12 protein-coding genes and 1 pseudogene are annotated in these 11,929 nt (G+C 54.0%); 6 read left to right on the top strand and 7 right to left on the bottom strand.

From position 1 onward, the window contains the following. Positions 1 to 75: 75 nt before the first annotated feature. The 4 genes and pseudogenes from amt to IPK30_01770 form a co-directional block, all read right to left on the bottom strand. The gene (gene amt / locus IPK30_01785) at positions 76 to 1,449 is read right to left on the bottom strand and encodes an ammonium transporter (protein ID MBK8102053.1); all 1,374 of its coding nucleotides are present in this window, start codon (positions 1,447 to 1,449) and stop codon (positions 76 to 78) included. A gap of 48 nt (positions 1,450 to 1,497) precedes the next feature. Further along, positions 1,498 to 1,836, bottom strand: a complete 339-nt coding sequence (glnK, locus tag IPK30_01780; GenBank protein MBK8102052.1) for a P-II family nitrogen regulator — start codon at positions 1,834 to 1,836, stop codon at positions 1,498 to 1,500. Positions 1,837 to 1,860: 24 nt separating this feature from the next. Further along, positions 1,861 to 2,091 (bottom strand): hypothetical protein, encoded by a 231-nt coding sequence (locus tag IPK30_01775; GenBank protein ID MBK8102051.1) that lies wholly within the window; start codon positions 2,089 to 2,091, stop codon positions 1,861 to 1,863. Next, a pseudogene (locus IPK30_01770) lies at positions 2,088 to 2,565 on the bottom strand (hypothetical protein). Before IPK30_01770 ends, IPK30_01775 begins: the two are co-directional and overlap by 4 nt. A 318-nt stretch (positions 2,566 to 2,883) precedes the next feature. Here IPK30_01770 and IPK30_01765 point away from each other — a divergent pair. Together IPK30_01765 and IPK30_01760 are read left to right on the top strand one after the other, a co-directional pair. After that, positions 2,884 to 3,126: an accessory factor UbiK family protein gene (locus IPK30_01765; protein MBK8102050.1), complete on the top strand. Its 243-nt coding sequence runs from the start codon at positions 2,884 to 2,886 to the stop codon at positions 3,124 to 3,126. A gap of 16 nt (positions 3,127 to 3,142) precedes the next feature. Further along, positions 3,143 to 3,853 carry a type 1 glutamine amidotransferase gene (locus tag IPK30_01760; protein MBK8102049.1) on the top strand — a complete coding sequence of 237 codons (711 nt, stop codon included), beginning with the start codon at positions 3,143 to 3,145 and terminating at the stop codon, positions 3,851 to 3,853. Positions 3,854 to 3,857: 4 nt separating this feature from the next. Here IPK30_01760 and modC read toward each other — a convergent pair whose 3' ends face one another. Genes modC through modA form a run of 3 tightly spaced genes read right to left on the bottom strand, consistent with a single transcriptional unit; the run spans position 3,858 to position 6,307 of the window. Beyond that, positions 3,858 to 4,925, bottom strand: a complete 1,068-nt coding sequence (gene modC, locus IPK30_01755) for a molybdenum ABC transporter ATP-binding protein (protein ID MBK8102048.1) — start codon at positions 4,923 to 4,925, stop codon at positions 3,858 to 3,860. 10 nt (positions 4,926 to 4,935) lie between these two features. After that, on the bottom strand, positions 4,936 to 5,658 hold the full coding sequence (gene modB / locus IPK30_01750; GenBank protein MBK8102047.1) for a molybdate ABC transporter permease subunit: 723 nt from the start codon (positions 5,656 to 5,658) through the stop codon (positions 4,936 to 4,938). Further along, a complete protein-coding gene (modA, locus tag IPK30_01745; GenBank protein ID MBK8102046.1) occupies positions 5,615 to 6,307 on the bottom strand; it encodes a molybdate ABC transporter substrate-binding protein in 693 nt (230 codons plus the stop codon). The genes modB and modA overlap by 44 nt, the downstream gene beginning before the upstream one ends. A gap of 184 nt (positions 6,308 to 6,491) precedes the next feature. Here modA and IPK30_01740 point away from each other — a divergent pair, with 184 nt between their 5' ends. From IPK30_01740 to IPK30_01725, 4 genes are all read left to right on the top strand, one after another. Beyond that, positions 6,492 to 7,997: a YifB family Mg chelatase-like AAA ATPase gene (locus IPK30_01740; GenBank protein ID MBK8102045.1), complete on the top strand. Its 1,506-nt coding sequence runs from the start codon at positions 6,492 to 6,494 to the stop codon at positions 7,995 to 7,997. Between the two features lie 195 nt (positions 7,998 to 8,192). Next, the gene (locus tag IPK30_01735) at positions 8,193 to 9,599 is read left to right on the top strand and encodes a B12-binding domain-containing radical SAM protein (GenBank protein MBK8102044.1); all 1,407 of its coding nucleotides are present in this window, start codon (positions 8,193 to 8,195) and stop codon (positions 9,597 to 9,599) included. 54 nt (positions 9,600 to 9,653) lie between these two features. Then, the gene (locus IPK30_01730) at positions 9,654 to 10,910 is read left to right on the top strand and encodes a glutamate-5-semialdehyde dehydrogenase (GenBank protein ID MBK8102043.1); all 1,257 of its coding nucleotides are present in this window, start codon (positions 9,654 to 9,656) and stop codon (positions 10,908 to 10,910) included. A gap of 37 nt (positions 10,911 to 10,947) precedes the next feature. Next, positions 10,948 to 11,919 carry a VOC family protein gene (locus IPK30_01725; protein ID MBK8102042.1) on the top strand — a complete coding sequence of 324 codons (972 nt, stop codon included), beginning with the start codon at positions 10,948 to 10,950 and terminating at the stop codon, positions 11,917 to 11,919. The last annotated feature ends 10 nt before the right edge of the window (positions 11,920 to 11,929 follow it).

Below are 11,929 nucleotides of genomic sequence, written 5' to 3'. Positions count from 1 at the left end.
CAGAACGCGGCGAATACGAAGCAAAAAAAGCACCGCGAGCGGTGCTTTTTTTGTAGCTAGAGTGTAGCTGTGTAATCAGTCGTAGTAGGCGCGTTCGCCGTGTGAGCTGACATCCAAACCGATCACTTCTTGCTCGTCGCTGACGCGTAAGCCGATCAACAAATCTACCAGTTTGAAAGCAATCACCGAGACAATGCTGGAGATCACTACAGTTACCAGTACGCCTTGTGCTTGTATCCACACTTGTGTGCCGATGGAGTATTCCGCAGCAACACCGTTGGCAACATAATCCCAAATGCCGGTGCCACCCAGTGACGGTGCAGCGAACACGCCGGTCATCAAGGCGCCGAAGATACCGCCCACGCCGTGTACGCCGAATACATCCAACGCATCGTCAGCGCCCAACAGTTTTTTCAGGCCAGTGACACCCCACAGGCAGAGCAAACCAGCCAGTAAGCCAATCACTAACGCGCCGCCGACACCGACGAAACCGCAAGCCGGTGTGATGGCAACCAAGCCGCCGACCGCACCAGAGGCAGCACCCAGCAGCGATGGGTGTTTTTTCAGTACCCATTCAGCCAGCAACCAAGACATGGCAGCAGCGGCAGTAGCCAACCAAGTGTTGATAAAGGCCAAACCTGCTACACCGTTGGCTTCCAACGCAGAGCCTGCATTGAAACCAAACCAGCCAAACCACAGCAGGGAAGCGCCGATCATGGTCATGGTCAAGCTGTGTGGGTACATGGCTTCTTTGCCAAAGCCGCGGCGTTTGCCGATGAAGTAAGCGCCGATCAAGCCAGCAATAGCTGCATTGATGTGCACCACGGTGCCGCCAGCAAAGTCCAGTGCGCCTTTTTGGAACATGAAGCCCGCTTTGGCGGTGGCTACTGCCGCAGCATCGGCATCGGTGTAGCCGTTGGGGCCGTCCCAGTACCACACGATGTGCGCGATAGGCAGATAAGCAAAGGTGAACCAGATGATGCTGAACAACAGCACGGCTGAGAACTTCACGCGCTCAGCAAAGGCGCCAATGATCAAGCAGCAAGTGATTGCGGCAAACGCACCTTGGAAAGCCACATAAATAAACTCGTGGATGAAAACGCCTTTGCTCCAAGTGGCAGCGAGCGAATCGGATGTTACGCCGTGCAATAACACTTTAGAGAAAGAACCAATAAAAGCGTTACCTTCGGTGAATGCCAAGCTGTAGCCGTATACCACCCACAGCACAGTGATCAGCGAGAAAATCGTGAACACTTGCATCAATACAGACAGCATATTTTTCTTGCGCACCAAGCCGCCGTAGAACAGCGCAAGACCTGGCAGCGACATCAAAATAACAAAAGCGGCAGACATCATCAGAAACGCATCGTCACCTTTGTTGGCGGCGGGAGCGGCATCCTGAGCCCAAGCGGGCAGTGCCAGCATTGCGCCAGCGGTACCCAGAGTCATCAGTAGTTTTTTCACAGTAAACCTCCAGTAATGATTAGGTAGTGGCGATCAAACGGCAGCGTTGCCGGTTTCACCGGTACGAATGCGAATGACTTGTTCCAGCGCGGTGACAAAGATTTTTCCGTCGCCAATTTTGCCGGTGTTAGCGGCGTGAGAAACCGCTTCAATGACGGCATCTACTTGCTCATCGGCAACGGCAATTTCCAGTTTTACTTTAGGCAGGAAATCGACCACATATTCTGCGCCGCGATACAACTCGGTGTGGCCTTTTTGTCGACCGAAACCTTTGACTTCGCTAGCTGTAATGCCTTGTACGCCGATGTCAGACAGTGCTTCGCGCACATCGTCCAGTTTGAAGGGCTTGATAATGGCAGTAACCAGTTTCATAAAATACCTCCGGTTGAGAATGCGTTATTTGAAAGTTTTCACAGCAGACAACACCAAGGCGCCGCCGCAGTAGCTGTCACCGCCGGCAAACACGCTGCAGTTGCTTTCGTCGATGTTGGTGTCGGTGTATGCCAAACCAACATTGATGCCGTAAAACTCTTTCGCTACGCCGATGTTGTAGTACGAATATTGAGAATCGGTACCGCCGACCCAGCCAGCGTCTTTGAAGTCGTAGCGGCCAAGGGTGGCGGTCAAACCGATTTCCATCGGCAACGAATAGGTGTACGAGCCGTAGTAGTGTAGGGCGCTGTCGGGTTGGCAATTGGCGTGTCACTGGAGTAGTCCGCGCCGATAGCAAAAGTTCCGAGATCGTCCGTTGCATAGCTCACTTGCGCGTGGGTTTCGCCAAAGTCGAGCGCGTTGGCATTGTCATAAATGTATTGCGTGCGTTTGAAGTCAAATGCGAAATCGCCAACGGCAAAGCCGTAACCTACATAAATGTCTTGCTCGGTATGCGCTTTGGGCGCAAGTTTGAAATTCACATTAGACATCCAAGTGCCGGCGTAGAAACCGGAGGAGTGCGTGATGTCCACGCCACCTTTGTAGTGCTACGCCGTTGCGCGTTTGGCTTACGCCGCGCCACATGTAGTTGCTGAACAGGCCGATATTGGCGCTGCCTTCAAAGCCTGCGCCCAATTCCAGCGACATGACTTGTGAACCGGTCAGCATGAGCGCGCTAGCGGCGACTGCTTTGACTGCGTTGTTGATCTTCATAGGGCACACTCCAAAGTGAGGGTTGGAACAGATACTTGTTCACTTATCTCACTATCAATAACCGTGCCAATTCGTTTTTTTCTTTTATAAACAGATAGTTAATGTATGTGTGTTCACAAAAGATCAAGAAAATGTGAAACGCCAACTCGGTGAATGCACTCAATTTGTGCGGGTGTGCTTCGTGATGGGGCGGCCTGATGAGTGGGCGAGGGTTTCTGGTGCGTGTCTGCACCTTTATAGTGAGCGCCCCTTCCGTATGGTGAGTGCTCAACCATGGCTTTCAACATCCCTGTCGATCTACTCAATAAATTGGCTGCCCAGCTGAACGGGCAGTTGGCGGGTGGGCCGCTGCCGCCGCCGGAAGAATTGGAAAAGATTTTGCACGCGCTGTTGCAATCGGCGCTGTCGCGTTTGGATTTAGTGAATCGCGCGGAATTTGATGCGCAGTGCAAAGTGCTGGCGCGCACGCGCGAGCGTTTGGAGCAGGCCGAGCAACAACTGGCGGCTTTGCAATAAATCAGGAAAACACAAAATGAAAGTGCACGTATTGCAACACGTTGCCAATGAAGGTTTGGGCAGCATTGCGCCGTGGTTGGTGACACAAAAAGCGGCGGTGACATTCACCTATTTCTACGATCAAACCCCGGTGCTGCCATCGCCTGAGGGTTTTGATTTGGTGATTGCCCTCGGTGGGCCGATGAGCGTGAACGACGAAGCGCAACTGCCGTGGTTGATTGCAGAAAAACAATTTTTGCGCGCGGTGATGCAGCGTGGCGCGGCAGTGTTGGGGATTTGTCTTGGCGCACAGTTGATTGCCAGTGCGCTAGGCGCGCGGGTGTATCCCAATACTGAAAAAGAAATTGGTTGGTTTCCCGTGCAGGGCATTCCACAGGCTGAAACTGTTTTTCAATTTCCTGGGCAAACGGATGTGTTTCACTGGCACGGCGAAACTTTTGCGCTGCCGCAGGGCGCAGTGCATTTGGCGCGCAGTGCGGCCTGTGAAAACCAAGCATTTCAGCTCGAAAAAAATATTATTGGCTTGCAATTTCATCTGGAAACAGATGCAGAGAGCGCAAAAGCTTTTGTGGATGCCGATAACGCAGAGGCGCAGGAAAAACGCGAGTTGGTGAGCGGCAAACCGTATATCCAATCCGCAGAAAGTATTTTGCATGCGCCGGCTAAAAAATACGCCGACATCAATGTCTTGATGGAATCTGTGCTGCGTTTTTTGTTGCGAGTTTGAGTGCTCAGTGTGGAATTAACGCAACGGCTTTTACTTGTGCATGCACGATCATATTTGGTGTGAGTTGCAGTTGATCGACGGCGCGGCGCGTGATGCGCGCCAGCAGTACCGCATCGGCTGCGGCCAAACGCACCAGTGCGTAGGGTGCATCGTTTTGCATTTGAATATCCAGCACGCGCGCTGGTAAATCATTTTGAATACTGCTGTGCTGCGGTGATTCCAGCGCGAGGCTGACATCGCGCGCCAAAATGCGTATGCGTGTGCGGCTGCCCACCGGCAGGGCGGACAACGGCACGCGCAAGGAAGCATCGCCCACGGTGAGCTGCGTGAGTTGGTAGTGCGTATCGTGCGCGGCGATAACGGCATCCAGCACAGCGGCGGCTTCCTGGTGCTGCGCGAGCGGCAAGCTGGCATTGGTCAGCACTTCATTCAACGCGCCCTGTGCCAGCACGCGACCGCTGTCCAGCAGCACCAGATGATCCGCGAGGCGACTCATTTCATCCGGCGCGTGGGTGACATAGATGACAGGGATGCCCAAATGCGAGCGCAGGCGTTCGAGGTAGGGCAGGATGTCGAGCTTGCTGTCGATGTCGAGGCTGGCCAGCGGCTCATCCATCAACAGCAGTTCGGGGTTTGCCAGCAGGGCGCGCGTCACGGCCACGCGCTGTTGCTGCCCGCCAGACAAGGCTGCCGGTTTGCGCTCCAGTAAATCCTCCAAGCCCAGCCAATTCACCGCATCGTCAAATTGGATACGGCGCGCAGCGGGCGGCACGCGCTTGAATGCAAACAGCAGATTGCCGCGCACGGTGAGATGCGGGAACAGCGTCGGCTGCTGGAATACATAGGCGACGGGGCGCTGCCAAGGGGGGAGATGAAGCGCAGCATCCTGCCAGCGGGTGCCGCGAAACCGTACGCTTCCGCTATTCGGCGCAAGCCCCGCGATGCAGCGCAGCAGCGTGGTTTTGCCGCAGCCTGAACGCCCACAGATCACGGTAAAGCCGCTGGTGGGCAGGTTTAGCTGGCATTGCAGGGAGAAGGTGCCCAGCGCGAGTTGGATATCCAGTTGCAGCAAATGCTCAGCATCAGACACGCAAGCCACCACTTTTGCGCAGGCCGTACAGCGCAGACAGCACTGCGAAGCTGAACAGCATCAAACCACCGGCTAGCCAGTGCGCGTGACCGTATTGCAGGGCTTCCACATGGTTGTAGATCTGCACCGACAGTACTTGTGTCGCGCCCGGAATATTGCCGCCCAGCATCAACACCACGCCGAATTCGCCCACCGTATGGGCAAAACCGAGGATGGCGGCTGTGACATAAGCGGGAGCCGAGAGCGGCAGCACGATGTGCAAAAAACAGTCGAGTGGGCGCGCGCGCAGCAGGGCGGCGGCATCGAGTAAGGATGCATCCAGCGACTCAAAAGCGTTGTGCAAGGGCTGCACCACGAAGGGCATGGAGTACAGCACCGAGGCCACCACCAAGCCGGTAAAGCTAAAAGGCAAGAGACCGATGCCCAGTATTTGCGTCAGTTGCCCCACAAAACCGTGCGGCCCCATCAACAGCAGCAAGTAGAAGCCGATCACCGTGGGCGGCAGCACCAAGGGCATCGCCACCAAGACATGCACCACCCCCGCCAGCCGCCAGCGGGTTCGCGCCAGCCACCATGCCAGCGGCGTGCCGATCAACAGCAGCAAGAGCGTGGTGAGGGTGGCCAGTTTTAGCGTCAGCCAGATGGCGGCGAGATCAGCGGGGTTCACGGGTTCAGATGTCGTAACCGTAGCGGCGAATAATTTGCTTCGCTGCATCGCCTTTTAGAAAATCGAACAGTGCTTTGGCGGCGGGTTTGCTGCTGCCTTTGTGCAACAGCACAGCGTCTTGGTGCAGCGGTTCGTACAGCGCAGGCGTTACTATCCACGCTGAGCCGCTGGTGATTTTTCCGTCTTTGTACACTTGCGATAAAGCCACAAAACCCAATTCAGCATTGCCGGTGCTGACGAATTGAAATGTCTGCGTGATGTTGTCGCCCTGCACCAATTTAGCTTGTACAGCCGTCAACAAATTCAGTTTTTTTAGCGTTTCGATGGCTGCAACGCCGTAGGGTGCAGTTGCAGGGTTGGCGATGGCTAAATGCGAAAACTGCCCGTTTTTGAGTGCGGTTGCTTGCTCATCCACAAAATTAGGTTTGGCAGACCACAGCACCAATTTCCCAGTGGCATAGGTGAAGTGGCTGTCAATCACCGCTTGCCCTTCTTTTTCTAACAGGAGGGTTGTTGTGTCATCGGCGCTGAGAAAAATTTCAAATGGCGCGCCGTTTTTGATTTGTGAGTAGAGTTTGCCGGTGGATGTAGGCGATAGCTGTACTTTATGCCCCGTGTTTTTCTCAAAGACGGTGGCGATTTCCTGCATGGGTTCAGCAAAGTTGGAGGCAACAGCGACGGCTATGTTGTCTGCCATCGCCAACGGCGCGCTCAAGCTGAGGCACAGACTAACTAGCAGCTTGCGGTAAATGTGGGTTGATAGCTTCACTCATCATTCCTGAAAAAAGACATGTCATGGTGGAGGATTTTGACAGCTTTGGTGGCTCGCCCGCTACAATGCGCGCCTCGGAGCAGTACATTCACCAAGGAAGGAGTTTGCCATGTCATTGGCTGTGGTTCGTTCGCGTGCGCAATTGGGTGTGCACGCACCCCTCGTCACCGTAGAAACGCATCTGTCGAATGGCATGCCGCAGTTGTCGATTGTCGGTCTGCCGGAAACGGCGGTGAAAGAGAGCAAAGACCGCGTGCGCAGCGCGCTGCTCAATGCCGGTTTTGATTTTCCGCCCAAGCGTATCACCATCAATCTCGCACCGGCTGATTTGCCCAAAGAAGGCGGGCGTTACGATTTGGCGATTGCGCTCGGTATTCTCGCCGCGTCTGGTCAAATTCCTGCAGAGGCGCTGGAAAATTTGGAGTGCATCGGTGAATTGGCGTTATCGGGTGAATTGCGCGCCGTGAGCGGCGCATTGACGGCGGCGATGGCTTGCGCAAAAGACCAACGCACTTTGCTGCTGCCGCACGCCAACAGCGAAGAAGCCGCGCAATACAGCGGTTGCACCATGCATGTCGCCAAACATTTGTTGGAAGTGTGCGCGCATTTGCACGATCAAGAAAAGTTGCCACTGTTGTCGCGCAAAAAATCAGAAATTGTTACGGCACATGCGCAGTGGGATCTCGCCGATGTGCGCGGTCAAATCGCCGCCAAGCGCGCTCTGGAAGTGGCCGCTGCCGGCGGGCATAACTTGCTGTTTTGCGGGCCGCCCGGCACCGGAAAAACCATGTTGGCGCAGCGCTTACCCGCCTTGTTGCCGCCGCTGCGCGATGAAGAAATGCTGGAAATTGCGTCGATTTATTCGGTGGCGGGTCGCGGTCAGTCGCTGTTGCGCGGGCGGCCATTCCGCCAACCACATCACACCGCTTCTGCCGTGGCATTGGTGGGTGGCGGCAGTCAGCCGCGTCCGGGTGAAATTTCGCTGGCGCACCACGGCGTGCTGTTTCTCGATGAACTGCCGGAGTTTTCTCGCACGGTATTGGAAGTGCTGCGAGAGCCGCTGGAGTACGGCGAAATTTTGATCGCGCGCGCCAACGCACAAGTGCAGTACCCCGCGCGCTTTCAGTTGGTGGCGGCGATGAACCCCTGTCCCTGTGGTCACGCGGGCGATACGCGCGTGCAGTGCCGCTGCAAGCCGGAGCAAATTCGGCGCTACCGCGATCGTTTGTCGGGGCCGCTGTTAGATCGCATCGACATGCATGTAATAGTGCCGGCGCTGCCGCAAGGCGAAGTGCTGTCGCCCATGGCGGCGGGCGAGAGCTCGCAGACTGTGCGCGAGCGGGTGTGTGCGGCGCGTGAACGCCAATGGCAGCGGCAAGCTAAAAACAATACAGCCTTGGGCACGCGAGAAATCGAACAACACTGCACATTGAATGAGGAACAGCGCGAACTGATGGCGCGCGCGATGGAGAAGCTGGGGCTGTCAGCGCGGGCGTATCACCGCGTGTTGAAAGTGGCGCGCACGATTGCCGACTTGGCGAGTAGCGAGAGTATTCAAACTGGTCATCTGCGCGAGGCGCTGAGTTACCGCAATATGGATCGTGGTGGCATTTAGTGCAGTCAGCTTGTTTGCGCTATTTTGCTCTGGCATAGTGGATCCAATAAATAAAATATTGAATCCCACTGTAAAAATCATGGTTATAGCGACTGATGCTGCGGCTGCTGTGCCGTTTGTGCCGACACATCCTGTCAACGAGGTGGGTTCTCTGCGTCGTTTGAATGTCTTGTTATTAAAACCGTATCAAAAGTGGTGGCAGCGATTCAATCGCCACCACTGGGTTTGTTGTATCTCACCTCTTCGCTGCGTGAACGCTTCGGTGACGACATCACCATTAAAATGATCGACATGAAAGTGGCTGAAATGTCAGTGGAAGATTTGTTGCCGCTACTGCGTGAGTTTCAGCCGGATGTGATCGGTTTTTCTGCACTCAATTTTGAGGCGCAAGCCAGTTACAGCGTGGCGAGAGCCGCTAAACGCATCAACCCTAATATCATTACGGTGATGGGCGGCCCTTACGCACTCAATAATTCCGTCGCTGTGTTGGAAGAAGCCTCGATGGATTGGGTGTTTGAAGGGCCGGCAGATCGCACCTTTCCTGAAGCGCTGTATCGCTTGGCATGCAACACAGAATTGAACGATGACATTGCCGGTTTTTCTCGCCGCTTGCCGGATGGTTCGCTGCATCTCAGCAAAAAACAAGATTTCATTCCTGATATTGATGTGCTGTCCATGCCAGCATGGGATTTGGTGGATTTTGCGCTGTACGCAGGTAAACCCAATCATGCGGCCAACTTGAAAGGCAAACGCTATGCGCCTTTGTTTACCTCGCGTGGCTGCCCGTATTTGTGTAATTACTGTCACGATATTTTTAGTAAAAAATTCGTGTATCACAGCGTAGAGCGCGTGATTGCGGATATAGAACATCTATACACAAATTACGGTGTGGATGAGTTTCATATTGAAGATGATATTTTTAATCTGCATAAACCGCGTGTGCGCGAATTGATGCGCGAAGTGCAGCGGCGCTGGCCTGGCAAAATGAAGTTTGCTTTCCCCAATGGTTTGCGCGCCGATATTTTAGACAAAGAAACCGTGGATGCGATGTGTAATGGCGGTACCTATGCTGTGTGCATAGCCATTGAAACGGTCACTCCGCGTTTGCAAACTCTGATTGAAAAGCATCTCGATATTGCTAAAGCCAAGCATGCGCTGGAATTGTTTAATGCACGCGGTATTCAGGTGACTTGTTTTTTTATGTTGGGTTTTCCGACGGAAACAGCCAAAGAAGTGGAAGCGACTATCAACTTTGCGCTGACTACACCGATGACTTTGGCGTATTTCTTTACCGTAATTCCGCAGCCCAATACGCCACTGTTTACCTTGGCTCTTAAAGAAAATGAAGCCATCACGCTGGATGCAGCCAAGGTGGACAGCGGCAGTTATCGTGATTACACCTCGTGGTATGAGCGTGTTTACGGTTATCCACTGGGCAGGGCAATTCGCCGCGCCAATTTGCGTTTTTACTTTACGCCGCGCCGCGTGTTTTACGCCTTGAAACACTGGAGCTTGCGCTCGTTGTGGGTCACTTTCCGCGTGTTTTTGCAGGTGGTATTTAATCGCAGTGCCGTTGCACCGCCGCAGCCTTCTGGCGACTAGGCATTAGATGGCTTTCCGCTACAATGCAGAGCTGATTTGTAGGTGGGCAGGCAAGTGGATATCCAGCAATACATGAACGATGTGGGGCAGCGCGCGCGCGCAGCGGCGCGGCAAGTGGCGCGTGCCTCCACGGGTGAAAAAAACGCAGCATTGTTGGCTATTGCCGAGGTTTTGCAGAGTCGGCGCGCACAAGTGTTGCAGGCCAATGCAGAAGATGTGGCGGCGGGGCGTGCAAGCGGTTTGGACGCGGCGCTGTTGGATCGTTTGAGCATCAATGACAAAACTTTTGACGGCATGCTGGAGGGCTTGCGGCAAGTGACCGCGCTGCCAGACCCCATCGGCACCATCACGGACATGAGCTACCGCCCCTCTGGTATTCAGGTGGGCAAGATGCGCGCGCCATTGGGTGTGGTGGGCATCATTTATGAATCGCGCCCCAATGTGACGGTGGAAGCGGCGAGCCTGTGTCTGAAAAGCGGCAATGCCTGCATTTTGCGCGGCGGCTCGGAGGCGATTCGCGCCAATCGCGTGATTGCCCAGTGCGTGCGTGAAGGTTTAAAACAAGCGGGATTGCCAGAAGATGCGGTGCAGGTGATCGACACTACTGATCGCGCTGCGGTGGGTTTGCTAGTGGCAATGCCTGAGTTTGTGGATGTGATTGTGCCGCGCGGTGGCAAGGGTTTGATTGAGCGCGTAGCAGCAGAAGCCAAAGTGCCAGTGATTAAGCACTTGGACGGCATTTGTCATGTGTATGTGGATGACGAAGCGGATTTGCAAAAAGCCGAAGCGATTGCTTTCAACGCCAAATGCCATCGCTACGGCGTGTGCAACGCCATGGAAACGCTGTTGGTACATGAAAAAGTGGCGGCCATATTTTTGCCTGCGGTCAAAAAGCGTTATGACGAGCAGCAAGTGGAGCTGCGCGGCTGTGAGAAAACACAAAAAATTCTCACGAATATTGCGACCGCTACGGTGGAAGATTGGTCTACAGAATATCTAGCGCCAGTGTTGGCGATAAAAATTGTGCAGAATCTTGATGAAGCCATGACGCATATCAATGACTATGGCTCGCATCACACCGACAGTATCGTGACAGAGAATTTCACCAAAGCGCGCCGCTTTATCAACGAAGTGGATTCCAGCAGTGTGATGGTGAACGCGTCCACCCGTTTTGCGGATGGTTTTGAATACGGTTTGGGTGCGGAAATTGGCATTTCTACTGATAAGTTTCACGCGCGCGGTCCCGTCGGTTTAGAAGGGCTGACCTCGCAGAAATATGTGGTGTTGGGTGACGGGCATATTCGTCAATAAAATTTTTCATCGGGTTGTTTTTTAAGGAGAGCAGGGCATGAGCAAAATTAAATCTTTGGGTTATTTGGGTTTCGGTGCGCCAGATCCTTCGCAGTGGATGAAGTTCGGCGCAGAAATTATCGGCGCCATGCCGGCGCGCGCGCTGCCAGGTGAATCGTTTGGTGTGCCAATGGATCCGACTTCTGGGCCAGCCAGCAAAGGCTCGGGTGTCGGTCCCGACGGCTCTGTGTATTTAAAATTGGATCATCGCCAATGGCGTATTGCCGTGCATCCACATCAAACCAATGCCGGTATTTTGTATATCGGTTTGGAAGTGGCGAGCCAAGAAGATTTGGAAACGGTAGTAGCAAGATTGCAAGCCGAAGGCGTGGAAGCGCGCATGGGTACGGCAGAAGAAGCGCGCGCGCGTTCTGTCAGTGGTATTGCACACAGCAAAGATCCTGCAGGCAATGCCATCGAGTTTTTCTGGGGCGCAGTGGAAGATTTCAAATTTGTCTCACCACAGGGCATGCAATTCAAAACCGGACAACTGGGCATGGGCCACATGAATTTGTTCGTGTCAGATTTGCAAGCGTCGATTGATTTTTACTCGCGCGTGCTGGAATTCCGCATGAGCGATTACATTGAGTTCGGTCCTGAAATGTCCGCTAACTTTTTCTATTGCAACCCCCGTCACCACACGATTGGCTTGACACGCGTCGGCCCTATCAATGGCTTGCACCATTTGATGCTGGAATGCGAAACCATCGACGATGTTTTGAAATGCTATGACCGCGTCAACGATGCTGGCATTCGTGTGACTTCAACGCTGGGTCGCCACACCAACGACAACATGTTGTCGTTCTACATGAGCAGCCCCTTCGGTTTTGAAATTGAAATCGGTTGGGATGGTTTGTGTGTGGGCGAGGATTGGCTGCCGCGTCAGTTCTGCGAGGGTGATTTCTGGGGGCACCGTGGTTTAGATCCAGAAACCATCACGCAATCGGCCGAGCAAATTAAACAGAAATAATCTCGCGAAA

It is taken from the genome of Cellvibrionales bacterium, from assembly GCA_016713115.1.
Lineage (GTDB): Bacteria > Pseudomonadota > Gammaproteobacteria > Pseudomonadales > UBA7239 > UBA7239.
This window is presented reverse-complemented; position numbering and strand designations above follow the sequence as displayed.